Genomic DNA, 24,507 nt, shown 5'->3' with positions numbered 1-24,507 from the left:
TTAATGTTTCTGATCTGGAGCGGGCTAAGGGAATCGAACCCTCGTCATGAGCTTGGGAAGCTCAGGTAATGCCATTATACGAAGCCCGCTTTTGCGTGGGCCTTTATACCGGAAGTCGGCTGCGAAATGAAGCCCGCGGCGGTCAGAAATCTTGCTGAGCCGCTGTGCGGGGCTGCTTTCATGGCGTTTATACGGCCATGGCAGGCTGCAGGCCGTGGGCCCGGGTGTAGCGGTTACTGCCGACGCTGCTCTGCAGAAAGTCGAGCAGGGTGTTCTGGGTTTGCAGCCAGGCGCCTTTGTGTTCCACGTCGATGAAATGACCGGCGTTGCGCACGGTGGCGAACTGGCAGTTGGGCAGGTGCGGGGCGAACAGGCGGGCGTCGGCGGGTGAGGTGTATTGGTCATGTTCGCCGTTGATGAACAGCAGCGGCATGTCGATGTTGCCCAGGCAGTCCAGGCGGCAGTGGGCCTCCATGCGCAGCACCTGATGGATATGAGCGTTCATCTGCCGGTATTCGTGGGCGCTCAGGCGGCTGATGTGCTTGTGGTTGTAACGCTTGAACAGCGAAGGCAGGTATTTGCCGATGGTGTCGTTGACCAGGTGGCCAACCTGATCACAATCCTCCTCGCTCAGGCACACCAAGGCGCGGCTCAGGTAGTCGAGCATGGCCTCGTTGAGGATTGGCGAGAACGAGGCGAATACGGCCTTTTCCAGCGTTGCCGGGCGTTTGGCCAGTGCCAGCATGCTGGATATGCCGCCCCAGGAGAAGGCCATCAGGTACTGCGCCCCGTAGTACTCGATTAGCTCCAGCAGGATCGCCGCTTCGTCTTCCTTGCTGATGAGCCGGTCGTTGCGGTTGTGCGCCCTGGAGGCGCCGGCGTACGGCTGGTCGAACAGCACCACGTTGAACCGGGTGCCCAGGTATTTGACCGTTTGCGCGAAGGAGGCGGTCGTCGACAGCGAGCCGTTGACCAGAATGATGGTTTTTCTCGCCGCCGGGTTGGCGTGAAATTCCGTGTGCACCTTGTACGTCCCGTGGACCTCGACGACAGCGATTGCCGGTTTCATGCGTGCTTCCTCCTCGCGCTGGAGATAAATGCGGCTGACGGCCGGGGCCATACACCGGGCTGGTCGGAGCGATCAGCAAAGCGCCTGGAGGTGACAGGCTGATGTCATGCATGTGGAGGTTATTGTTCTGCCGCAAGATCAATGGCTTGGCGCTGGCGATACATGCATCGGCAGCCGCGCAGGGTTACACGCTGGCGATTTCTGCCTGGGTGAGGGGGCGATAAGCACCGGGCGGCAGGTCGGGGTCGAGCACGATGGCACCAAGGCTCTGGCGGTGCAGGCCGATGACCTTGTTCTGGAAGTGCCCGAACATGCGCTTGATCTGGTGATAGCGGCCTTCGTGCAGGGTTAGCTTCGCGTGGTGCGGCGCCTGGATTTCCAGCAGGGCGGGGCGGGTGGTCAGGTCTTCATAAGCGAAATACAAGCCTTGGGCGAATACCTCCACGGCCGCCGGGTCGATGACTTGCTCAGTCTCGACGCGATAGACCTTGGCGTGGCTGCCGTCCGGCGCGGTGGCGCGGCGTGACCAGAGGCCGTCGTTGGTGATCAGCAGCAGGCCGCTGGTGTTCAGGTCCAGCCGGCCGGCCAGGTGCAGTTCGTGCTTGTCGGGCTCGTTCAGCAGGTCGAGCACGGTGCGGTGGTCGGGATGGCTGGTGGCGCTGACCACGCCAACCGGTTTGTGCAGCATGAAGTAGCGCGCCGGTTTGCCTGCCTGCACCAGCTCGTCATCAACCTCCACACGATGGAAGGCGCGCACCTCGAAGCGGCTGTCGCGGCACGCCTGGCCGTCGACCCGCACGCGGCCTGCGGCCAGTAGCAGGCGCACGTGCTGGCGATTGAAGCGCGGCAGGTTGCTGAGCAGGCGGTCGATGCGCATGGGCCGCTCAGTCGTCCTGCGCGGGCAGCGCCTGTGCGCAGCGTGGGCACAGGCAGGCGCGATCCAGCGCTTCGGGCGGCAGGTCTTGCAACGCCTGCGGCTTTACGTCTACCTCGAAGCACCAGCAGTGGGTGACCGGGCTGTCGCTGGCGGCCTGGGTGCAGCGGTTTGGCTGGCCGCAGGCGGGGCACAGGTGGGTATTCATTGCGTCTCTTCGCACAGGCGGTTGCGCCCGGCCTGCTTGGCCCGGTACAGGGCGCGGTCGGCGCGGGCGATCAGTGCCTGCAGGTCATCGTCGTCATGCAGTGCGGCGAGGCCGATGCTGGTCGAGGTGTGCAGCGTCTGGCCGGCGAATTCGAAGGCGCTGCTCTCGGTTTGCTGGCGGATCTTCTCGCCGAGCTGGCGGGCGGATTCGAGCGGCGTGTCCTTGAGCAGCAGGATGAACTCCTCGCCGCCCCAGCGGCAGACGATGTCCGACTGGCGCAGGTTCTGCTGCAGGTGTTGGGCGAAGCCGCGTAACACCGCGTCACCGGCCAGGTGGCCGTGGTTGTCGTTGAGCTGCTTGAAGTCATCGAGGTCGAAGAGCAGGGCGCATAAGGTGCTTTGGCTACGCCGCGCTTCCTGAATGGCCTGGTTGGCGAGCATCTCGAAGCCCCGGCGATTGGGCAACTCGGTCAGCGAGTCGGTGGTTGCCAGGGCGTTAATGCGCGCCTGGTAGCGGCGCAGCACCAGGCTCACCAGCAGCAGCACTACCAGCGTGACCACGGCCCAGATGGCCAGGTTGAGATACAGCGACTGGCGAATGCTGGCCAGTGCGCCATGCTCGTGCGTCTCGACGAACAGGTACCAGTCCAGCTCGGGAATGAAGCGCACGTTGAGGTAATGGCCGTGGCCATGGTCCTGATAGGAGAAGTCGCCGCTTTGCGGGTGTGACAGTTTGCTGTTCAGGCCTTCGAGGCCGTGCACCTCGCTCAACTGGTCACCGATACGCGCCCCCAGCGGCCCGCCGTTGGCGCCTGTGAGCACAATGCGGCCATTGGCATCGACGAAGTAAACGCGGCGGTTATAGCGCTGTTGGTACTCGTCGATCAGTTGCACCACGGCATCGACGGTGAGGCCGACGCCGGTGGCGCCGATGAAGCGCTGCTGATAGTCGAAGACCTTGTAGTTGATGAAGACCGTCATGCGGTCGCCGTTGGCCATGTCGATATCGACGTTGATCTCGTAAGGCTCCTGCCTGTCGCGCAGTCGGTAGTACCAGGCGTCACGATCGGCCTGCTGGTCGATCTTCTTCAGCACGCCTTTGGCCTGGTAGTAGGTCTTGCTCTGTTCGGAGACGAAAAAACTGGTAACGGCGCCGTAGTGGCTCTGCACTTCCTGCAGGTAGCGGGTCATGGGCTCGGCAGTCTGTTCGCCGCCGAGCACCCAGTCGCGCACGAAGGTATCGCGGGACATCATCGAGGAGATGAGGATGGGCCGTACCAGGTCCTTCTGGATTTCCGAGTAGACGTTGTCCGAGGTCAGCGGCAGCTCGTTGTTGACGATGCCGTCGCGGATCGAGTCCAGGGCCGCGTAGTAGCTGGCCAGCGAAGTGGCGATAAAACCGCAGCCGAGCAGCACGAGCAGAAGAAACACCAGCGAGCGAGGGCTGGCGGTTTTGGGCGAAGGTGAGGGCATCGTGCTGGCTGCTTTTAGGAATCCCGCCATGCTAGGGGGCGTACGGTCGAGGTGCAAGCAGGGCCGTGTGGGCAGGTGGAAATGCCCGCTTGTGGGGCGGCCAGCCGCCGCCCCACGGTTCGCTTCAGGCCTGCTCGATAACCACCACGCGCTGGCCTGCACGCACCGCAGCGCCCGGTTGCACGAGCACCTCGCGGACGATGCCGGACAGCGGCGCGGTGAGCGGGATTTCCATCTTCATCGATTCGAGAATCACCAGCACGTCGCCAGCGGCCACGGTTGCGCCTTCCTCGACCTGAACCTGCCAGAGGTTGCCGGCGATATGGCTGTCGACACTGTGTTGGCCGTCGCCCAGTGGCGCGTTTTCGGTGGGCTCGGCCACGCCTTCGTCGCTTTCGAAGTGCGCCTGGCCGGAGTCGATCCAGCGCTGGCGCTCGGCCACGAAGGCGCCGCGTTGTTGGTCACGGAAGGCGGCAATGCCATCGGCTTCGTCGTTGAGAAACCCTTGGTAGTCAGCCAGCGCCAGTTCGCTGTCTTCGATGTGCAGTTCGAAGCGGCCCAGGGGGAAGTCGCGGCGAATGCGCAGCAGCTCGTCGGGGCTGACCGGGTAGAAGCGGATCTGGTCGAAAAAGCGCAGCAGCCACGGCTTGCCGTCGAAGGCAGCGACTTCCCGGTAGCGGTTCCACATCTGCAGCGTACGGCCGACGAATTGGTAGCCGCCGGGGCCTTCCATGCCGTAGACGCACATATACGCGCCGCCGATGCCCACCGAGTTCTCTGCCGTCCAGGTGCGGGCCGGGTTGTACTTGGTGGTGACCAGGCGGTGGCGCGGGTCGAGCGGCGTGGCCACCGGCGCGCCGAGGTAAACATCGCCCAGGCCCATCACTAAGTAGCTGGCGTCGAATACCGTGCGGTACACCTCGTCGAGGTTGGCCAGGTCGTTGATGCGGCGGATGAACTCTAGGTTGCTCGGGCACCAGGGTGCGTCCTTGCGCACGGTGGTCATGTACTTGTCGATGGCCAGCTGGCAGGCCGGGTCATCCCAGGACAGCGGCAGGTGGACGATCCGCGACGGCACCTTGAGGTCGCCGGTGGCGCATACGGCGTCCCACTCGCCAGCGACGATGGCGAGCAGGCGCTGCAGCGGCAGGGTTTCCGGTTGGTAATGCACCTGCAGCGAACGAATGCCGGGCGTGAGGTCGACCACGCCATTCAGCTGTTTGGCCTCCAGCGCCTGCATCAGCGCGTGGCCGCGAAAGCGCAGCACCAGATCGAGCTCGGGCTGGCCGATCTCCAGCAGCAGGTGGGTATCGCCGGAGAGCCGCGCGACCAGGCGTTTATCCTCGTCGCCAATGTCCAGCACCACAGGCGACACCAGTTCGCTAGCGCAGGGCGTTGCAATGCTCGGCTCGTTGGCCAGCGGCTGCGCGAGCAGGTCTGTGCACGCGCGGTTGGTCGCTTTCGCCAGCTGGCGCGCGGTGGCGATATCCACCGGCACGAAGCGCACCTTGTCGCCGGCCTTGAGTTGGCCAAGCTGCCAGAGATCGGCTTCGATGATCGTCACCGGGCAGACGAAGCCGCCGAGGCTGGGGCCGTCCGGGCCGAGGATCACGGGCATGTCGCCAGTGAAGTCCACCGCACCGATGGCGTAGGGGTTGTCATGGATGTTGGACGGGTGCAGGCCCGCTTCACCGCCACTCTCGCGTACCCACTCCGGCTTGGGGCCGATCAGCCGCACGCCGGTGCGGCTGGAGTTGAAGTGCACTTCCCAGTCAGTGCGCAGGAAGGTGTCGATATAGGCCGGGGTGAAATACTCCGGGGCTCCATGCGGGCCGTAGATCACACGGATAGTGCGCAATGCAGGCAAGGCCGAGCAGAGTTCGATGGGTAGTTGCGCACCGGCTTGCCGGGAGTCGAGCGCCAGCAGGTGCAGCACGTCGCCGGCACGCAGGGCGCGGCCGGCGTGGCCACCGAACTGGCCGAGGGTGAAGGTGCTCTTGCTGCCCAGGTAGTCCGGTACCTGAATGCCGCCACGTACGCTCAAGTAGCTGCGCGCGCCGGCACCGCCGATGGTGCCGAGGGCGAGGGTGCTGCCAGCGCGGATCAGCAGCGTGGTGTTCAGCGGCTGCGACGCGCCATCGAGGGTGACGGGAATCTCGGCGCCAGTGACGGCCACCAGGGCGTCGGTGTTGAAGCGCAGCAGCGGGCCGGTCATGGTGATTTCCAGCGCGGCAGCGCCTTCGGCATTACCGAGCAGCCGATTGCCCAGGCGCAGGGCGCGGCTGTCCATCGGCCCGGACGGCGGCACGCCGACGGCCCAGTAGCCGAGCCGACCGGGGAAGTCCTGCACGGTGGTCTGGGTGCCGGCGCTCAGCACCTCGAAGGTGGTGGCCCGGTAAACCAACTGCTCCAGGCAGCGCGTCCACGGCGAGCCGCTGGCGAACGGGGCATCGGCGAGGATCTGACGCAGGTAGTCGCGGTTCGACTCGACGCCATACAGCACCGACTCGGCCAGAGCGATATCCAGCGCGGCGCTGGCCTCGTCACGGGTGGGCGCCCAGGCGATCAGCTTGGCGATCATCGGGTCGAAGTACGGCGGAATCTCGCAGCCGGCTTCCACCCAGGTGTCGATGCGCAGCGCTTTGCCGTCAGCCGGCGGAAACTGCACGGCAGTGAGCAGGCCGGGGCTGGGCTGGAAGTCGCGGCCCGGATCTTCGGCATACAGCCGCGCCTGGATGGCGTGGCCGCTGGGCGCCAGGCCTTGGGCCAGTTCGCTCAACGGCGCCAGGTCGCCGGCTGCCAGTTCGATCATCCAGCGCACCAGGTCGATGCCCCACACCTGTTCGGTAACCCCGTGCTCGACCTGCAGGCGGGTGTTCACTTCGAGGAAGTAAAAGCGCTCGGCCTCACTGTCGTAGACGAACTCGACGGTGCCGGCGCTGCGGTAGCTGACCGCCTTGGCCAGTTTGATCGCCGCCGCGCACAGCTCGTCGGCCATGCCGGCTGGCAAGTTCGGTGCCGGGGTTTCTTCCAGCACTTTCTGGTTGCGCCGCTGCACCGAGCAGTCGCGCACGCCGAGGGCGATAACCTCACCCTGGCCGTCGCCAAAGACTTGCACTTCCAGATGGCGGGCACGCTGGATGTATTTCTCGATGAACACGCCACTGTCGCTGAAGTTGTTCTGCCCGAGGCGCTTGACCGCTTCAAAGGCCTCGCTGAGCTCCTCGGCCGAGCGGCACACACGCATGCCGATGCCGCCACCGCCGGCGGTGCTTTTGAGCATCACCGGGTAACCAACCTGCTCGCCGGCGACCAGCGCGGCATTGAGGTTTGCCAGCAGCTCGGTGCCTTCGAGCATCGGCACGCCATGGCGTTGGGCCAGGGCGCGGGCGGTATGCTTGAGGCCGAATACGCGCAACTGCTCGGGCGTGGGGCCAACGAAAGCGATGCCAGCTGTTTCGCAGGCTTCAGCGAAGGCGGCGTTTTCAGAGAGAAAACCGTAGCCCGGGTGGATGGCCTTGGCGCCGCTGGCCTTGGCGGCTGCGAGGATCTTGTCGACCACCAGATAGGTGTTCGCAGCGGGACCCTCGCCGAGGGAAAAGGCTTCGGCGGCCTGCTGGATATGCAGGCTGGCTACGTCCGCTTCGGAGTAGACGGCGACACCTTTGACATCGAGCTCGCGCAGGGTGCGCAGGATACGGCAGGCGATGGCGCCGCGGTTGGCGATCAGAAGTTTTTCGAACATTCGAGGAGCCCTCGAAGGAGGCGGGCCGTCCCGCCGGTAATGGGTCTGCGCCACGGTCGTCCGTGGTCGGAATCAGGTCGTTCGTTGGCTGTTTACGCAGGCCGATCTGTAGCGCGGTCGTGGTGGACGTTAAGAGCGACGTCCACCCTACGGTTCTGCGCTGCCAGGCACTGCCCCGAGCGGCTCTGGCAGATCATTAGGAGGAAGCGACGCAGGCGTTGACTCAGTTCCATACCAGCACCTCGGCAGGCGTCGGGTTCCAGCCGTTGCAGGGATTGTTGAGCTGCGGGCAGTTGGAGATCAGCACGATCACGTCGGTCTCGGCGCGCAGCTCGACGTACTTGCCGGGCGCTGAGATGCCGTCTTCGAAGGTCAGGCCGCCGTCCGGGGTGACCGGCACGTTCATGAAGAAGTTGATGTTGGCGCCGATGTCGCGCTTCTCCAGGCGACCGTCGTGCAGACTGGCGCGCAGAAAGTTGTCGCGGCAGCTGTGCATGAAGCGCTTGTCGAGCGCGTAGCGCACCGTGTTGCTTTCCTGGGCGCAGGCGCCGCCGAGGGTGTCGTGGCGGCCGCAGGTGTCGGCGACGATGGTCAGCAGCGGCTTGCCGAGGTTGGAGTAGAGCACCGTGCCAGTGGTCAGGTAGACGTTGTTCTGCTTGCGCAGGGTGCGCTGCGGGTCGAAGCGCTCGCGCGGGTTGTTGGCGGCGAAGAACAGGGTGTCGATTGCCTGGTTGCCCTCCAGGTCGTGCAGGCGCAGGGTTTGCCCGGCCTTGACCTCGAACAGGTAGGGCTCACCCGCCGCGATGGTGTGGCGGAACGCGGCGGTCTCGGGCTGCAGGTTGCTTTCGATCAGGCTCATGTCGGCACCCTCAGAGGTAGTTGCGTTCGGTGTTGTGAAAGGCGCGGCCGTTTTCCGGGCGCGAGGTACGACAGAGCACGCTGATGCCGTCACTCTTGACCTTGCTCCAGGCAAGCTGCACCGGCTTGGGCGCGTACTGCGGGTTGGGGTCCATCGGGTGTTGCAGGGCGGTGAGCACCACCAGGGTGTCCATCGGTGCGTAAAGCTCGACGTAGTCACCGGCCTTGCTGTTGTCGCCGTGAAAGCGGAAGGCGCCGTCGGCATCGACGTCCACGCGGCTGAACAGGTTGAGGTTCATCAGCAGGTCCTGCAGGTTCAGGTTCCACTTGCCCATTTCCACCAGCAGATTGTCGGTGCCGTTGCGGAAGAAGCCGTTGCGCAGTTCCTGGTAGCGACCCTGGCCGTATTTCTCGGTAACTTCATCGGCCGAGAGCACGCCACCGAAGCTGTCGTGCCAGCCGCAGGTGTCGGCGGTAATCGCTGCCAGCACGCGACCCATGTCCGAGTACAGACAGTGGCCCGCGGTGAGCTTGGCGGTGTGCTGGCCCTTGAGGGTGTCCGGCAGGTTGAGGCGCTCGCTTTTCTCGGCAGCGTTGAACAACAGCAGGCTGACGTTGGCGCCGCCTTCGAGGTCGGTAAGGCGCAGCAGTTGACCGCGCTTGAGGACGAACGAGGTGTGGCCGCCGCCGGGAACGGTTTCCTCATAAAGGGTCGGGCGCAGGGTGAGGGCAGTTGTCATGTATCAGTCTCCTACAGGGCCGAAGCAAGGTGCGCCGGCAATGCCGCGATGGCGCTTCGGCGATCACTATTCAGGGGGATGTCGTAGGTGATGCGCGCACCGAAGGCGTTCGGTGCGTGAGGGTCGATACGGGTTTTGTCGAACACCATCAGGCGGGTGCCGAGGGTGAAGCCTTCGCTGAGGTCATGGGTGACCATGAACACCGTCAGCCCGGTTTCGCGCCACAGCTCGAGCAGCAGGGCGTGCATGTCTTTGCGGATGCCGGGGTCGAGGGCGCCGAACGGTTCGTCGAGCAGCAGCACGCGAGGTTTCATGATCAGCGCCTGGGCGATGGCCAGGCGCTGCTGCATGCCGCCGGAGAGCTGGCTGGGGTATTTGTCCAGGGCATGGCCAAGGCCGACCTTGCCGAGAATCGCCGCCGCCTGCTCGCGGGCGTTGCGCTTGGCTGCGCCGAACAGGCGACCCAGCAATGGCGCACGGGGCAGTTCCAGGCCGATGGCGACGTTGTCCAGCACGCTCAGGTGCGGGAACACCGAATAGCGCTGGAACACCACACCACGGCTGGCATCCGGCTCGCCCACCAGAGGCTGGCCGCCGAGCAGGATCTCGCCCTTGCTGGGCCGCTCCTGGCCCAGCAGCAAGCGCAGGAAGGTCGACTTGCCACAGCCGGAGGCACCAACCAGGGTGCAGAACTCGCCCTCGGCGATGGACAGGTTCAGGCGTTCCAGAACGGTCTGGTCGCCGTACTGTTGCCAGACGTTCTTCACCTCGATGAACGCGTCTGTGGCGTTGCTTTTTTTATAGCTCATGCCTTGGCCCCCTCGTACCAGGGGAAGCACAGCCGCGTCAGCTGACGCAGGCCGAGATCCATTAGCCAGGCGAGCAGGGTGATCCACACCACGTAGGGCAGGATCACGTCCATCGCCATGTAGCGGCGCACGAGGAAGATGCGGTAGCCCAGGCCATCGGTGCTGGCGATGGCTTCGGCAGCGATCAGGAACAGCCAGGCGGAGCCCAGCACCAGGCGCAGGGCGATCAGCAGGCGCGGCAGCAGCTGTGGCAGCACGACCCGCAGGATCAGCGTCCAGGTGCTGGCGCCGAGGGTCTGCGCCTTGATCAGCAGCTCCTGGGGAATCTCCCGAGCGCGCTGCTCCAAGTCGCGAGCGAGAATCGGCGTGATGCCGATGACGATCAGCATCACCTTGGACAGCTCGCCCAGGCCGAAGACGATGAACAGGATCGGCAGTATCGCCAGCGGAGGCACCATCGACAGCACGGTGAGCAGCGGTGACAGCGGCGCCCTCAGCAGCGGCAGAATGCCGGCGGCGATGCCCAGGCACAGCCCGACCACAGCGGCGATACCGATGCCCATGCCGAGGCGCGTCAGGCTCGAGGCGGTGTCCTGCCAGAAGGCGTAACCACCGGTGCGCTTGTCTTCGGTGAAGGCCAGGCGGTCGACGGCAGCGATCATCTGGCTGGCGCTGGGCAGCAGCTTGTCGTTGGGGTTGTCCGCCAGGCGCTGCGCCGAGCCCATGAAGTAGGCGAACAGCAGCAGCGCGAAGGGCAGCAATACCAGCAGCATTCGGCCGGCCCGGTCGGGATGTCGGTTGATCAGGCGCATGGGCATCTCGTTATGCGGTATGTGGAGCACAGCACGGGGTGACGCGAGAGTGGATGCGCGAAGCCGGCACCCACCTCGGCGGCCTCACGTTTCTAGAGCTGGCCGTCGGCGGCCATCTGCATGTAGGTCGGGTCGAAGCGCAGCTTGAGGTTGCCCTGATCGCCGGTGGTCACGTCATTGGCGAACGCCATGCCGACGGCGTCCGCGCTCTGTGCGCCTTCGCCGAGCAGGCCGTGGTCGAACGAGAAGGCGGCGACCTTGCTCATGGTTTCCGGCAGGCGCGGGCTCTTGGTGAACGCCACGGCTTCCTTGGCGCTGTAGAACATCTTGGTCGTGGCGAGCTGCGCTTCGTAGCCTTTCAAGTCGGTGCCGGACGCCTTGGCCATGTGTTCGCGAGCAGCCTTGCCGGCAGCACCGCTGTCGCCCATGGTCGCCATGATTTCGTACCAGGCACCGGTCAATGCCTTACCGAGCGCGGGGTTGTCCTTGAGGGTGTCGCTGTTGATCACCATCAGGTCGATGATTTCGCCGGGAATCTGGCTGGAGTCGAATACCTTGGTCACGCCGGGTGTTGCTTCGATTTCGGCGAGCAGCGGGTTCCAGGTGGTCACGGCGGTGACGTCCGCGGTGGTGAAGGCGGCGACCATGTCGGCGTCCGAGGTGTTGACCACTTTCAGGTCGCGCTCGCTGAGGCCGACCTTTTCCAGGCCGCGTGCGAGCAGGTAGTGCGAAACCGAGAGCTCGACCAGGTTGACGTCCTGGCCCTTGAGGTCAGCGAGGGTTTTCTTCTCGCCCTTGAGTACGACACCGTCGTTGCCGTTGGAGAAGTCGCCGACGATCAGCGCGGTGCTGTCGACGCCGCCGGCTGCGGGAATGGTCAGGGCGTCCATATTGGTCATGGTGCAGCCGTCGAACTGACCGGCGCTGTACTGGTTGATCGATTCGACGTAATCGTTGATCTGCACGACATCAATGCTGATGCCGTACTTCTTCGCCCACTTGTCGACGATGCCTTGGGTATCGCCATATTCCCATGGCATCCAGCCGGCGTAGATGGTCCAGCACACGCTGAAGCTGTCCTTCTGTGCCGCCTGGCTGTTGAAGGTAAGGGCTGCCGCGAGACCTGCGGCGAGAACGGAGAAGAGACGGGGCTTGCGCATGGAGACCTCCAGTTCGAGAAAGGGCGGGCAGGAGTGCGCGGCATCTCCCATCGCTGGGGGCGCGTTCTCCCGGGCTTTTGTCCCGCCGTGTAACCCCTCGAGGAGGTCGCCAACTCTCGGACCAGTCATTCGCCTGGTGGCGAACCGGAACCCTAGTCAGCTATTGCGAATTGTGATGCCGCTGTCCCGGCTACTGCCGGGGGGCTTTCCTGCACACAAGGGTGTAAGCGAGGATCGTGCCAGGCCGGGGTAAAGCGTCTGGCGCGCTGCTTCCTGCTTGTGCATGACACTGTGCTGCGCTTTTGTGGTGCGCCAGGTTGGTGGGCTGCGCGGTTTCGGCGCAGCGCGGTGCGGCGCGCGCGTACGTTGGCTGAAATCATTTGTATCGACTCTGCGACGAGTGGAATGCATTCGCTCAGCAGTGGAGTGTCTGATGGTTTGGGAGCATTCCCGGCATCGGCAGCCGCCGATGTGCGTTTCGCGGTCGAAGGAGGCCGCCTCATGATCCGTAAATCCATATCCATGCTCGTCGCGTTGTTGGGTTTTTCGCTAACCGGATGCGCCGTCTACGGTGACAGCGGCTACAGCGGTGGTTATCGAGATTATGATCGCCAGTACTATCCCGGTGCCTACGAGCAGCGCTCGCAGGTGTATGGCGCCCCGCGGGTGTATGTCTACGAGGACCGCCGTTACGACCGTCGCTATGCACCGCCGCGGCATTACGCGCCGCCTCCGCCTCCGCGCTATTACAACCAGGCCGGCGGTTACGACTCGCGCTACCACGAGCGTCATGACCGCAACCGCCGTGACTACCGCCCAGCGCCGCGCCCTGGCTGGGAAGGGCAGCGCCATCACTATCAGCAGCAACAACGTCAGCGTACCGCGCCGCTGCAGTGGCAGCAGCGTGAGGCGCCCCAGCGTCTGCAGCGCGGCTGGACTCGCGAGCGCTGATCGCCCGCTTCGCACCTGATGCGCTCGCAAGCGCATCAGGTGGTTCGTCGGCCAGGGGCATTTCCAAACGCAACCGCGCAGCGTCATCCCACGTTGATCACAGGCTGAAAGCCCTCAGCTGCGGCCCCTGGCTTTATGCATTTGCCTGTTCTTCGCTGCGCTCGGGTGCTCCCGACAACTCATTTATCGGTGTGCTGTAGTGGCAATCTGGCAATTGTTTTTTAAGCGGTTGCGCCGCACCATGGCGCAGTGGCTTATCTGGAAGCATTGTCGTGCCCATCGGCGGTTCTGGCGTTCTCTCAATCCGTTACCGCTGGCCTGCGCTGGTGGCCTGCCTGCTCGCCTTGTCGCTGGCCGCTGGCGGGTTGCATGCGCAGTGGGATTTCCAGCGTATCGCCGCCCGCGCCGAGCAACTCTATGGCCCTCTGGGTGCCGGTAAACCCCGAATCGATGCCTGGCAGCGGTTGCTCGACGAGCAACGCAACGCTGGCGAGGCCGATAAGCTCAAGGCCGTTAACCGGTTTTTCAATTTGCAACTGCGCTTTCGTGATGACCAGGAGATCTGGGGTGTCGCCGATTACTGGGCAACCCCGGTCGAGGCATTGCTGCGCGGCGCCGGCGATTGCGAAGATTACGCCATCGCCAAGTATTTCAGCCTGCGTGAACTGGGTGTGCCGAGCGAGAAGCTGCGCATTACCTACGTCAAGGCGGTGCGCCTCAATCAGGCGCACATGGTTCTAACCTATTACCCCACTCCTACCTCCGTGCCACTGGTGCTGGATAACCTGATCGATGCCATTGAGCCGGCCACCGAACGCCGTGATCTGGTGCCCGTGTACGCCTTCAACGCCGAAGGGCTTTGGGTGCCAGGGCCAGCCGGCGGTAAGCAGGTAGGGGACAGCAAGCGCCTTTCGCGCTGGCAGGATTTGTTGAAGAAGATGCGTGCCGAAGGGTTTCCCTGAGGCGTAGCGAGGAGTCGTTCATGTCACTGTTCAAGCAGCTGTGTGTCGCTATCTGCGTGCTGATGCTGGTGAGTTTCGCCGGCAGCGTGGTGGTCAACGTGGAAAGCTCACGCGAGCAGCAGGTCAACCAGTTGCGTGCCCACGCCCAAGACGCCGCGACGGCACTGGGCTTGTCGCTCGGCTCGCACCTGGACGACCCGGCCATGATGGAACTCATGGTCAGCTCGATCTTCGACAGCGGCTATTTCGAGAGCATTCGGGTGATCGGCGCGGACGAAAAAGCGCTGGTCGAGCGGTCCGGCGCGAACCTGGGCGAGGGCGCACCGCAGTGGTTCGTGAACCTGGTGGACCTGGCTCCGGCCCAGGGCGATGCCATCGTCAGTGACGGCTGGAATCAGGCCGCGCGGGTGGAAGTGATCAGTCATCCTTACTTCGCCATCGCCAAGCTGTGGCAGAACGCCTATGCGACCTTCCTGTGGCTGGCGCTGATCAGCCTGGTCTGCATCGTTCTGGGCGTGCTGCTGCTCAAGCGGCAGTTGCGCCCGTTGGAATACATGGTCGAGCAGTCCAATGCGATTGCCCGTCGTGAGTTCCTTAGTGCACCCAACCTGCCGCGTACGCCGGAGTTTCGCCGCGTCGTCAATGCCATGAACCAGATGGTCGAGAAGCTCAAGGCATTGTTCGACGAAGAAGCGTCGCGCAGCGAGAAGCTGCACGCCGAGGCCTATCAGGACAGCCTGACCGGGCTGGCCAACCGACGCTACTTCGACCTCGATCTGCAGGCCCGCCTGACGGGTGAGGAACGGGCCAGCAGCGGCGTGCTGTTCCTGCTGCGAGTCAACGACCTGATCGGCCTCAACCAGCGTATCGGCGGGCAGCGCACGGATCAGCTACTCAAAGCAGTAGCCGAGCAGCTGCAGCATGTCAGCCAGGGGCGTTATCTGCTGGCGCGTAATCGCGGCGGCGAGTTCGCCCTGCTGGCCGCTGGTATCGATCGCCAGGAAGCCGAACAGTTGGCCGAGAAACTGGGCACTGGCCTGCTTTCGTTGCAGCAGACCGGTGCCAGTGATTGCCACCCGGTGGCGCATATCGGTATCACCACCTTCGCGGCTGGCGCCACCAGCAACGAGCTTTATAGCGCGCTCGACGCAGCACTCGCCGAGGCGACCAGCCAGACTCGTACGCACTGGGCCTTTGTCGAGCATCGCCAGAAGGCGGCCGTCAGTGACGAACACAACGATTGGCACCGCCTGCTGGACAGCGCTCTCGAGCAGGGTCGCTTTCTGCAGTACGTGCAGCCTGTAGTCAGCGCCGCTGACCCAACCCAGGTGCTGCATAACAAGGTGCTGGCCCGTTTGCTGGACGAGCAGGGCGAGACCATCGCCGCGGGCCGCTTCCTGCCCTGGCTGGAGCGTTTCGGTTGGACTGCGCGCCTGGATCTGGTGATGCTCGACGCCCTGCTGGCGCAACTGCCTGACCATGAAGGCAAGCTGGCGCTCAGCCTGTCCGGCATTACCGTGCGTGACCCGCAGGCATTGCAGCAGATTTACGAGCGCTTGCGACTGAATCCGGACGTGAGCGGCCGGCTGATTCTGGAACTGGACGAGGGTCAGTTGCCGGGCGCGATCGAGCTGGAGGCAATGACTCGCAAGCTGCGCAGCTTGGGCGTTGAGCTGGGCTTGCAGCATTTCGGCGGCCGCTTCAGCATGATCGGTAACCTCGCGAAGCTGGGTTTGGCCTATCTCAAGGTGGACGGCAGCTTCATCCGTGGTATCGATCAGGAAGGCGACAAACGCCTGTTTATCGAAGCCATGCAGCGCGCGGCCAACAGCATCGATCTACCATTGATTGCAGAACGTGTGGAAACCCGCGGGGAGTGGGAAGTGTTGCAGGCGATGGGGGTAAGCGGTGTGCAAGGCCGTCTGTTCAGTGAACCGGCGGCTTGGGCCTGATCAGATCAGGCCACGCTCTTCTTCGTTGATCAGGCGGTTCGCGCCGCCTAATGCATCACGTGCGCGGCTACGGCCCATCAGCTTGCTTTGGGCCGCTTCCGGCAGGTCGGTAATGCGCACCACGCCTTTCTTGATCAGCAGATCGATCAAATCCTCGAGCACGCGGATCATGTCCAGGTCGCTCTGCTTGAGCTGCAGCAGGCTGCTTTCCACGTTCTGGTTGGAAAACCAGGCGCGCGCTTCCTCGCTGTCGGCAGGCAATTCGCCGTTCATCCCTTCGAAAGGCTCGGGCTGCACACGCAGCAATTCGCCTTCGGCATTACGTTTTATATAAAACAAGCGCCTTCTCCGATACAGCTGATGCGTACAGCTTAGCGCCCCGCCACGAAAGTGTGGCGGGGCTTAGGCCTATCATGGGTCGACTTTGATCGTGTGGTTGGCGATCAGTGTATTGATGTCGTAGCTCGCCAGACTGGCATGACCCAGATCGATCTGTACATCGGCCTTGGCGGCAACCTGTTGCGTGGTGATGTCGCCATTGTTGAACTCACCTTTGGTACTGATCAACAAGGTAGAGCTGCCGTTGTCCGTCACCAGTTTCAGGTAACCGTCCAGATTGTTGCTGTGATCCTGAAGCAGTGAGCTCAAGTCGAGGGTATCGCCTTCGGCTACGCTGAAGTCCTTGATCACATCCTTGCCGAAGTCACCTTTCTGCCAGACGAAGGTATCGGCGCCCGCGCCGCCGAACAGGATGTCGTCACCCGCGCCGCCGATCAGGAAGTCATTGCCGCCCTGACCATAGAGGATGTCGTTACCGGCCCCGCCGTACAGGTGATCAGAGCCACCGCGCGTGTCACCCGCGACGTTGAAGGTCTCGTGGTTGGCGCGGATGTAGTCGTACATGTCGGCATTACTCGGTGCGATGCCGTTCTTCAGCTCCAGGAAGGTTTCCAGGGCGTGCGTACCGGCACCGTTTGGCAGGTCGACTGGTTTGGTCGGGTTACCGTTGACTCCCCATGGAAGCGCATCAGTGTTGATCACGTCGCCGAAGATGATGTCGTCGCCATCGCCTCCGTAGAGGGTGTCATTACCGACTTTTACCGGCACGTTAGCGTTCGAGCCACCGTGCAGGACGGCCGAGAGTTCATCGGCCGAATTGACGATTTCGACCTTGCCGACCGGCACATGGGTGTAATCAACCCGGGTGATGTTGTCGATCCACATGGTGGCATTGGCCAAGTTCGCCGACTTGTCATCGACGCTGAATGCCAGCCGGTAAGTCCCTGCGCCGACGACCGAGGTTTCTGCGGTAGTCCAGTAGTCGCCAGTGGTTCCACCGCCGGTCTGTATGTCGGTCCAGACGCCCTGCACCAGCTGCTGCAGTTTCCAGCTTAGCGAGTCACCGTTGCCGGCATCCAAGGTGCCGTAGGCGAACCGCAGGCTGCTGAACGCTCCGTCGGCGATGGTCAGCGACGGCGTTGTGGCGGTGACGGGAGAGCCACCCACCGTATCGCGAATCATCAGGGCGTCGCCGCTACGGCCGACCGAACCACTGGAGAAGCCAGTGCCGGATGTGTGCCAATTGGCAAGGTTGTTCCAGCCCGTGGTGGTGTTGTCGAAGTTGGCTAGCGTGGCTCCCGAGCCGTTGGCTAGGTAGCTGAACGCGGGCGCGTCCGTGGTGTTGTCGAAGAAGCTGAGATTCTTCTGGCTGACACCCGAACCGATACCGATGGTCTGCACGGCACTCTTGCCGGCGAGCACGTTGAAGGTATCGAGCGAGCCCAGCAGTACCTGATCGTTGGTGGTCGATCCATTGCCACTGACCGTGGTGGTGTTGCCGTTGTAGTAGAAGGTCGGATCACCGTCGGACAGGAAGAACGTGAGGTTTTCGTAACCCGCAGCCTTGGTACTGCCGGCAGCGCTCTGCACATCGAACCAGGCACTCGCTTCCTTGAAAGCGGCTTCATAGTTGGTGCCGCCATTGGCAGTCAGGCGCTGGATATCGGCCAACAAGCTGTCGAGCTTGGTGCCATTTTGCAGGTCGCCCACCTTGGCGCTCAGCGTAACGTCGCCGGCAAAGCCCACCAGGGTGAGGTTGACGACCCCATCATGGCCCGCCAGGGTTTTCGCGAAGTTCGACAGCGCGTTCTTGGTCAGGCTCATGCGATCACCCTGCATGCTGCCGGAGGTGTCGACCAACAAGGCGATGTTGTAGTTGGTTGCTGGCTGAAGGGTGGTCAACGTACCGCCGGTGTCGCCCAGCAGCACGTCATTGCCATTGCCGCCGCGAACGGTGTTGTCGCCATTGTCGTTGGCGCCGTCGCCAGCCAGGTGGATCACGTCAGCCGGTTTGGTCACCTTCAAGGTGGCTGTCGCGGTGTCCGAGCCGCCCTTGCCGTCGCTAATGGTGTACTGGAAGCTGGCGTCGCCGTAGAAGCCTTCCTTCGGCATGAAGATGACGCTGCCGTTGTTCAGGCTGACGGTGCCGTTGGTGGCGTTTTGCACACTGATAATGGAAAGCGCATCGCCATCCGGATCTTTGTCGTTGCTCAGCAGGGTGCTGCCAGCGATCGTCAGGCTGTCGCCGGACTCGACCACCAAGCTTGAAGTTGCTGGCACGTGATAGAGCATGTCCGAGTCGACGACCTTGTAGGTGCCGCCCTGGCCAAGTTCGACCTTGAGACGTGCGTCGCCGCCCTGATCCCAGTAGATGATCTCGATTTGCTGGGCGCCGGCCTGAGCCGCGCTGATGGTGAACGACTTGCCGGTGGCGGTGGAGGTCGACTGGATATTGTTGAACTCGGCGACCACCTGCCCGTTTATGCGGATGCTGTAACCATCGTCCGCCGTTACCTTGAAGTCATAGGTGCCGGCCGCAAGGTTGACGTAGCCGCTCATCTTGATGATGGCGTCAGAGGTGTTGCCTGGATCGGTCGACAGCGAGTTGGCCTTGGTGCCATTGCCCGTGGTGGTGTTCACACCCAGGAAATTCTGCAGGTTGGTGCCATTGCCCAGGCCGGACGCATTGCTGAGGTTGCCGTAGTCCAGCTTGGTGGCGTTGAAGGTCGCCGAAGGGTTGTGGCTGTCGATGAACTGGCGAACCTGGCTCAGGTTGGTCAGGTTGGCGCCGTTGTTGCCGGCACCGGTGCTTGAGTCGTTATAGCCGTAGTACTCGGCCTTAAGGCCGGCGGTAAAGGAGTAGGAATCGTCCGCGGCATCGGGAGCGCCACCGATGACCACAGGTGTGCCCGTTCCGTTGAATTGCAGGCTGCTGGAGGCAGTGTCACCGTCGTTGTCCACCAGAGTAAAGCCCACGTTAGTGTTCTCGCCGGCCACCAATGGACGGCTAGCGCTGTAGTGGTAGCCACCGGTCTCCATGTTGACGACGATGGCTTCGCCTTTGGTTGTAGTCACCGTCAGCTGCTTGCTGGTTGCATCGAAGCTGTAGCCAGTTACCGAGGCTGACGTACCGTTGACGCTTATACTTTTTGCAGTGGCGTTGTAGGTGTATGTCACCCCACCTACGGCGATGCTTTGTACATGACCTCCATCACCACCAAACTGACCCAGGTTGCCGGTCGTGGTGAAGTAGGCCGCGGTGTCAATCGCCAGATTACCGCTGTTAACCAGCTTGGTGACGATCTGCATGCTGTCGTTCGTGCCGTAGGCCGTTTGCAGATTCACACCTTGCAAGACGATGGTTTGGTCTTCCAGCGCCGCGTTATAACCATTGCCGAAGGCGCCGGTGCTGCTGATATGCAGCACGGTGTTCCCGCTGCCGTCTACGGTCACGCGGATGTAATTGGACAGATTGCCCAGGCTCTCACCTTGCAGGAAAGCGCGCAGATCCAGAACATCCGTGCCCAGGGTGAAGTCCGTGACGGTGTCTACCGCAGGTTTTCCTGCTGTACCGGCATCACCTTTTTCCCAGCGGAATATGTCCTTGCCGGCTCCGCCAGTGAGCATGTTGTTGCCGGTGCCGCCGATCAGGATGTCATTGCCGGCGCCACCATTGAGGGTGTCGTTGCCGGCGCCGCCGCGCAGGATGTCATTGCCATCGCCGCCGTTGAGGGTGTCGTTTCCGCCATAGCCATACAGCTGGTCATCACCAGAGGTGCCGGTCAGCGTGTTGCCGTTGTTGTCGCCCTCTTTCAGGTTCGGATTCGCTGTGGTGCTGCTCAGTACGCTGGCGTCCGCCAGAGCGCCGATTGACGTCGAAGAGCTGGCACCGTAGGTGTCGGTCACGGTGATGCTGGTGGCATTCAGCACCTGCGCATTGATCACGCCGCCCTCCAGACGCACCGTCGCCAGCAGCTCATTCACCGCCAGGTTATCGATCGGGCCGCCATCCTTTGACGTGATGGTCAGACCTGAAGATGTATTAATCAGACCCAGGGCGCCCGAGTTTTTCACGGGCACCACACTGAGGCCCAATTCGTTCGCCAACGCCGCAGAATAGGTGAAGCCGCGGGCCCCCAGTGAAAGCAGCGCCTTGTAGCTGAGCTCAACCTTGCTGATGTTGTTATTGGCGTCAGTTGCACCAAAGGCCGAGCGTGTGCTCAAGTCGATGAGATTCAGGGCGGACAAGCCCACCAGACCGAGCAGGTTACCGTCGCTGGAGACGCCGGCTACAGGCGCTACATTGCCAGTGACGCCGATGGTTTTAAGGTCGACCGCCAGGTTTCCGCTATTCACTAGGTTGGTGACAATCTTCGCGCTGTCGGTAGTGCCATAGGCTGATTGCAGGTTCACGCCCCGCAACACGATGGTCTGGTCTTCCAGCGCCGCGCTATAACCGTTGCTGAAGCCGCCGGTGCTGCTGATGTGCAGCACGGTGTTGCCGCTGCCATCGACAGTCACGCGAACGTAATTGGACAGGTTGCCCTGGTTCTCGCCTTGCAGGACGGAGCGCAGATCCAGAACGTCCGTGCCCAGAGTGAAGTCCGTGACAGTGTCTACTGCAGGGTTGCCGGCTGTGCCTGCATCACCTTTTTCCCAGCGGAAAATGTCCTTGCCGGCTCCGCCAGTGAGCATGTCGTTGCCGGTGCCACCGATCAGGATGTCATTGCCGGCGCCACCATTGAGGGTGTCGTTGCCGGCGCCGCCGCGCAGGATGTCATTGCCATCGCCGCCATTGAGGGTGTCGTTTCCGCCATGGCCATAAAGCTGGTCATCACCAGAGGTGCCGGTCAGCGTGTTGCTGGTATCGTCACCTTCCTTGAGGTAAGGATTCGCGGCGGTACCGCTCAGTACGCTGGCATCCGCCAGCGCGCCTATGGAAGCGGTGGAGCTGGCACCGTAGGTGTCGGTCACGGTGATGCTGGTGGCATTCAGCACTTCCGCAGTGATCGCACCGCCGCCCAGGCGGGCTGTTGCCAGCAGTTCATTCACTGCCAGGTTATCGATCGGGCCGCCATCCTGCGAGGTGATGACCACGTGTGAAGACGGACCGACAAGACCGAGGATGCCCGAGTTATTGGTGATCTCCACGTTGAGGCCCAATTCCGCTGCCAGTGCTTTGGAGATGCTGAACTCGCGAGCACCCAGCAGCCCACCCAGCGATACCAGCGCGCTGTAATTGAGCTCCACTTTGCTGATGTTGTTATTGACGTCGGTTGCGCCAAACGCCGAGCGGGTGCTCAGGTCGATCAAATTCAGAGCGGATAGACCGACTATCCCCAGCAAGTTACCACCGGCGGCCGCGCTGGCCACAGGGGCTACGTTCGCCGCATCTGGAGATGTCACAGTAATCGAACCGCCATGGGCGACCGGCGCATCATCCTCGATGCTGATTGGCAGCTTGGCAGATTGGGTTACCCCATTGACGTCGGCTTGCACGCCAACGTTGACCTGCAGAGCGTCTTCGGCAGTGGTATCCGGGTGGTCGACTTTGCCGCTCAGCACGATCTTGTAAGCACCGCTGTCGTCGATGGTGACGGTCAGTACCTTCGCGCTCCCGGCAGAGCCAGTCAGCGTTTTACCGTCGGCAGATAGGCTCCAGGTGACTGGAACACCGCCGGACGTCAGCGACTCTGGTGGCGCGGTCAGGGTCCAGACCGCACCGACGCCGCTGCCGTTCAGGCTGAACGCACCGCTGGATTCCACCGCATTGGTGGTATCGCTGCTGCCGGTGCTATCAGGTACGCCGCCAGCCAAGCCTTCTTCCGATACGGCAAACTGACTGCCGCCGACGATGTTGATGCCTCTGTCGTTATCGTAGATCGTGGCTTGTGCCGACTGACCGCCAATAGTCAGGCTGAAGGTCTCATTCGGTTCGATCTGCAGGTCATCAATGGTCGGTACGCCAACGGTGAACTCGGTGACGCCGGCGGGCACAGTGATCTTGCCGGTGACGCTGTTGTAGATAACGCCATTGCTGAATTGCAGATCCGCGCTGCCGGTTTTGAAGTCGCTGCCCGCCGTCGCCGTACCGCTTTTAAGTGCGAAGTCGAACGTAGTGCTGGTGCTACTGGAATTGGTGAGTTTGACAGTGAAAACAGCAAGGTCACCTTCATCCACCTGCTGACCTTGAGTATCAGTGGCTGCACTGACACTGGCGATGCTCGGAACAACTTCAGTACCAACGATGGTAATGGTCGCTTTCGCTGTGGCGGTGCCGCCATAACCGTCGCTTATGGTGTACTCGAAGGTCTGAGTCTTGAGCTCCCCTGACTTCAGGTTGTTATCGTTGGCGGCAAAACTGAAGCTGCCGTCGGCATTGATGGTGAGCATGCCTGTGGCGAGCGCGACCTTGCCGTTGGCGGGCACGTTCTGGCCGTTGATTTGAACAACCTGCAGCGTTTGCCCGGCGTCGCTATCCGAGTCGTTGCTGAGCAGTCCTTTGGTCTGATTGATATTCAGCGTTTGGCTTTCATTGATGACATAAGTGCCGTTCGCTGCCGCCGGGCCCGTGCCAGAAAAGCCTGTGAGGAAGTAGTCCGAGCTATCCCCGGGGGTATTGCTGTTATTGACCGTCGGAATGGCTTCGAAGCGAATGCTGTCGAATACCTGGTTGCCGGTGTCGATTGAAAACTTGCCGGTGCCGTTACCGCTATTTTTGAAGGTGCCGCTGCCAACTTCTACACCCTGATAAAGAGCTACCCAGCGCCCTTGCTCGCCACCGTCTTCGCCGGGAATGAGTCGGCTGACTGTGAAATCGGCGTGATTCAGATTGCCGCTGAAATTCAGCGTAATCGATTCGCTCTTGCCGGTCAGGCTGTCATATTCGATTTGATCGGGTGTCGGTGAACCCGACGCCCGTGGAGTGCCGCCTACGCCAAGCGCATTTTGGTTACGGTCCACCGTCAGTTGCAGCAAGTCAGCACTTTCACCGTTGCCGTTTTGGGCCACGATGCTCGTCTTCTGACTGTTGCTGTCTGTCGCTGTCCAGTTGTTGATTTGAGACCCCGCATCATTCAGGTCTCCGATTTTGACGGTATAGATTTTGCCAACCGGATCATCGTTGGCGACGGGGTTGCTGTTCACCAGCGCCTGGTCGCTGCCTTTGCCAGACGTGTTGCCGAACTGATCCTGAAGCGTCGCCTCGACAGTGACGGTCTTGCCCTCACCAGGATTGGCGAAGGTAGTGTCGACGTGCCCGGCCGTGATGTCGTTTTCAGTCAACTTGATGTTCTGCGTGGTCGCGCCATCAGTGACATTGATGGTATCGCCCGCCACAGATCCGGTCGGCAACCCGACCCGTACATCGATTGCACCGCTGAGCTCGTTCTGACCGATAACCCCATCGTTATTGATGTCTTCACGGATTTCCACGGTGGGAGCCGCACCCGTGGCACCGGCCAGGGTGTCAACCGTGGCGCTATCGGTGCCTTTGTTGGAGGTGTTGCCGAACTGATCTTTAAGCACGGCATCGACCGTGATGGTCTGACCTTCGCCCGGGCTTGGGAAAGTCGTGCCGACCTGTCCTGCAGTGATTTGCTCCGCGGTCAGGATGATGTCTTTGGTGACATTGCCCGAGGTGATGCTGATGGTGTCTCCAGCAACTGCACCGGCTGGCAGCTTGATGCTGACGTCGATGTCGCCGTTGAGCTCAGCTTTGCTGATGACGCCGTCGTTGTTGGCGTCTTCGGTAATGGTGACGATTGGTGCAGCACCGGTAGCACCGGCCAGGGTGTCGACCGTGGCGCTGTCGGTGCCTTTGTTGGAGGTGTTGCCGAACTGATCTTGAAGCGTCGCATCGACGGTCAGGGTCTGACCTTCGCCTGGATTGGCAAAGGTGGTGTTGACGAAGCCAGCCGCGATGTGCGCAGCAGTCAGGGTGATGGTCTGCGGCGCGGTGCCGTTGGTGATCACCAGGGTATCGCCAAGAACTGCACCGGCCGGAAGATCTACGCGTACATCGATTGGGCCGTTGAGCTCAGCCTTGCTGATCACGCCGTCGTTGTTGATGTCTTCGGTGATGGTGACGATTGGTGCAGCGCCGGTGTCGCCGGCAATGGTATCGATAACACCGCTATCAGTCGCGTTGCCCGTATTTCCGGCAGGGTCAGTAACCTGAGCGCCCACGGTATACGGACCTTCAGCCAAGGCTTGCGGCATGTCGACTGTGTAAGTGCCGCCCGCCAATACTGGCGTGCTCACGGTGATGACCGTGTTGCCCTGGGTAATCGTCAGGGTGACGGTGCTGCCCACCGGCGCATCGGTGGTGCCGGTGATGGTCGGGGTGGTGTCATTGCTGACCGCCGGAGCATCGACGGTGATGGCCGGAGCGGTGGTGTCGATAGCACCGCTATCAGTGGCCGAACCGGTGTTGCCAGCCAGGTCAGTGACTTTGGCATCAACCGAGTAAGCGCCTTCAGCCAGAGCCGCCGGTACATCTGCCGAGTAGGTACCACCCGCCACAACCGTGGCAGTTGTGGTCAGCACGGTCGTGCC

15 protein-coding genes, 1 tRNA gene and 1 riboswitch are annotated in these 24,507 nt (G+C 62.4%); of the genes, 3 read left to right on the top strand and 13 right to left on the bottom strand.

Annotated features, from left to right (window positions below):
* Window positions 1–15 precede the first annotated feature (15 nt).
* The 11 genes from BLS60_RS04835 to BLS60_RS04785 form a co-directional block, all read right to left on the bottom strand.
* Window positions 16–89, bottom strand: a tRNA-Gly gene (locus BLS60_RS04835).
* 98 nt (window positions 90–187) lie between these two features.
* A complete protein-coding gene (locus BLS60_RS04830; RefSeq protein ID WP_092366506.1) occupies window positions 188–1,069 on the bottom strand; it encodes an alpha/beta fold hydrolase in 882 nt (293 codons plus the stop codon).
* 184 nt (window positions 1,070–1,253) lie between these two features.
* Window positions 1,254–1,946, bottom strand: coding sequence for a pseudouridine synthase (locus BLS60_RS04825; RefSeq protein WP_092365395.1), 693 nt, complete (start codon window positions 1,944–1,946; stop codon window positions 1,254–1,256).
* A 7-nt stretch (window positions 1,947–1,953) separates the two neighbouring features.
* A complete protein-coding gene (locus tag BLS60_RS04820) occupies window positions 1,954–2,151 on the bottom strand; it encodes a cysteine-rich CWC family protein (RefSeq protein WP_092365392.1) in 198 nt (65 codons plus the stop codon).
* Window positions 2,148–3,623 carry a sensor domain-containing diguanylate cyclase gene (locus BLS60_RS04815; protein WP_092365389.1) on the bottom strand — a complete coding sequence of 492 codons (1,476 nt, stop codon included), beginning with the start codon at window positions 3,621–3,623 and terminating at the stop codon, window positions 2,148–2,150. The genes BLS60_RS04820 and BLS60_RS04815 overlap by 4 nt, the downstream gene beginning before the upstream one ends.
* Before the next feature lie 124 nt (window positions 3,624–3,747).
* A complete protein-coding gene (gene uca / locus BLS60_RS04810; protein ID WP_092365386.1) occupies window positions 3,748–7,368 on the bottom strand; it encodes an urea carboxylase in 3,621 nt (1,206 codons plus the stop codon).
* A gap of 223 nt (window positions 7,369–7,591) precedes the next feature.
* Window positions 7,592–8,227, bottom strand: a complete 636-nt coding sequence (locus BLS60_RS04805) for an urea amidolyase associated protein UAAP2 (RefSeq protein WP_092365383.1) — start codon at window positions 8,225–8,227, stop codon at window positions 7,592–7,594.
* 10 nt (window positions 8,228–8,237) lie between these two features.
* Entirely contained in the window at window positions 8,238–8,966 is a 729-nt protein-coding gene (locus BLS60_RS04800; protein WP_092365380.1) for an urea amidolyase associated protein UAAP1, read from the bottom strand.
* An 11-nt stretch (window positions 8,967–8,977) separates the two neighbouring features.
* Complete coding sequence (locus tag BLS60_RS04795; RefSeq protein ID WP_092365376.1) at window positions 8,978–9,775, bottom strand: ABC transporter ATP-binding protein; 798 nt, start codon at window positions 9,773–9,775, stop codon at window positions 8,978–8,980.
* Window positions 9,772–10,587 carry an ABC transporter permease gene (locus tag BLS60_RS04790; protein ID WP_092365373.1) on the bottom strand — a complete coding sequence of 272 codons (816 nt, stop codon included), beginning with the start codon at window positions 10,585–10,587 and terminating at the stop codon, window positions 9,772–9,774. Before BLS60_RS04790 ends, BLS60_RS04795 begins: the two co-directional genes overlap by 4 nt.
* Window positions 10,588–10,679: 92 nt before the next feature.
* Window positions 10,680–11,747 (bottom strand): putative urea ABC transporter substrate-binding protein, encoded by a 1,068-nt coding sequence (locus BLS60_RS04785; protein WP_070883280.1) that lies wholly within the window; start codon window positions 11,745–11,747, stop codon window positions 10,680–10,682.
* A 64-nt stretch (window positions 11,748–11,811) separates the two neighbouring features.
* A riboswitch (guanidine-I (ykkC/yxkD leader) is annotated at window positions 11,812–11,914 on the bottom strand.
* Between the two features lie 334 nt (window positions 11,915–12,248).
* Between BLS60_RS04785 and BLS60_RS04775 the strand changes: the two genes are divergently transcribed.
* From BLS60_RS04775 to lapD, 3 genes are all read left to right on the top strand, one after another.
* Entirely contained in the window at window positions 12,249–12,698 is a 450-nt protein-coding gene (locus tag BLS60_RS04775) for a hypothetical protein (RefSeq protein WP_092365366.1), read from the top strand.
* A 302-nt stretch (window positions 12,699–13,000) separates the two neighbouring features.
* Window positions 13,001–13,660: a cysteine protease LapG gene (lapG, locus tag BLS60_RS04770; RefSeq protein ID WP_070883350.1), complete on the top strand. Its 660-nt coding sequence runs from the start codon at window positions 13,001–13,003 to the stop codon at window positions 13,658–13,660.
* Between the two features lie 20 nt (window positions 13,661–13,680).
* On the top strand, window positions 13,681–15,612 hold the full coding sequence (gene lapD / locus BLS60_RS04765; RefSeq protein ID WP_092365363.1) for a cyclic di-GMP receptor LapD: 1,932 nt from the start codon (window positions 13,681–13,683) through the stop codon (window positions 15,610–15,612).
* Here the strand turns inward: lapD and BLS60_RS04760 are convergent, their stop codons facing one another.
* Together BLS60_RS04760 and BLS60_RS21725 are read right to left on the bottom strand one after the other, a co-directional pair.
* Complete coding sequence (locus tag BLS60_RS04760) at window positions 15,613–15,951, bottom strand: tryptophan synthase subunit beta (RefSeq protein ID WP_070883277.1); 339 nt, start codon at window positions 15,949–15,951, stop codon at window positions 15,613–15,615.
* Window positions 15,952–16,023: 72 nt separating this feature from the next.
* Window positions 16,024–24,498, bottom strand: coding sequence for a beta strand repeat-containing protein (locus BLS60_RS21725; RefSeq protein WP_208597282.1), 8,475 nt, complete (start codon window positions 24,496–24,498; stop codon window positions 16,024–16,026).
* Window positions 24,499–24,507: the final 9 nt, after the last annotated feature.

This window comes from Phytopseudomonas seleniipraecipitans (genome assembly GCF_900102335.1).
Taxonomy (GTDB): domain Bacteria; phylum Pseudomonadota; class Gammaproteobacteria; order Pseudomonadales; family Pseudomonadaceae; genus Aquipseudomonas; species Aquipseudomonas seleniipraecipitans.
The sequence above is the reverse complement of the archived record's forward strand: the minus strand, read 5'-3'. Positions and strand labels throughout refer to the sequence as shown.

Excerpts from the sequence above, each read along its gene's own strand:
- BLS60_RS04830 (WP_092366506.1), bottom strand. The coding sequence starts at position 1,069 with ATGAAACCGGCAATCGCTGTCGTCGAGGTCCACGGGACGTACAAGGTG.
- BLS60_RS04825 (WP_092365395.1), bottom strand. The coding sequence starts at position 1,946 with ATGCGCATCGACCGCCTGCTCAGCAACCTGCCGCGCTTCAATCGCCAG.
- BLS60_RS04820 (WP_092365392.1), bottom strand. The coding sequence starts at position 2,151 with ATGAATACCCACCTGTGCCCCGCCTGCGGCCAGCCAAACCGCTGCACC.
- BLS60_RS04815 (WP_092365389.1), bottom strand. The coding sequence starts at position 3,623 with ATGCCCTCACCTTCGCCCAAAACCGCCAGCCCTCGCTCGCTGGTGTTT.
- uca (WP_092365386.1), bottom strand. The coding sequence starts at position 7,368 with ATGTTCGAAAAACTTCTGATCGCCAACCGCGGCGCCATCGCCTGCCGT.
- BLS60_RS04805 (WP_092365383.1), bottom strand. The coding sequence starts at position 8,227 with ATGAGCCTGATCGAAAGCAACCTGCAGCCCGAGACCGCCGCGTTCCGC.
- BLS60_RS04800 (WP_092365380.1), bottom strand. The coding sequence starts at position 8,966 with ATGACAACTGCCCTCACCCTGCGCCCGACCCTTTATGAGGAAACCGTT.
- BLS60_RS04795 (WP_092365376.1), bottom strand. The coding sequence starts at position 9,775 with ATGAGCTATAAAAAAAGCAACGCCACAGACGCGTTCATCGAGGTGAAG.
- BLS60_RS04790 (WP_092365373.1), bottom strand. The coding sequence starts at position 10,587 with ATGCGCCTGATCAACCGACATCCCGACCGGGCCGGCCGAATGCTGCTG.
- BLS60_RS04785 (WP_070883280.1), bottom strand. The coding sequence starts at position 11,747 with ATGCGCAAGCCCCGTCTCTTCTCCGTTCTCGCCGCAGGTCTCGCGGCA.
- BLS60_RS04775 (WP_092365366.1), top strand. The coding sequence starts at position 12,249 with ATGATCCGTAAATCCATATCCATGCTCGTCGCGTTGTTGGGTTTTTCG.
- lapD (WP_092365363.1), top strand. The coding sequence starts at position 13,681 with ATGTCACTGTTCAAGCAGCTGTGTGTCGCTATCTGCGTGCTGATGCTG.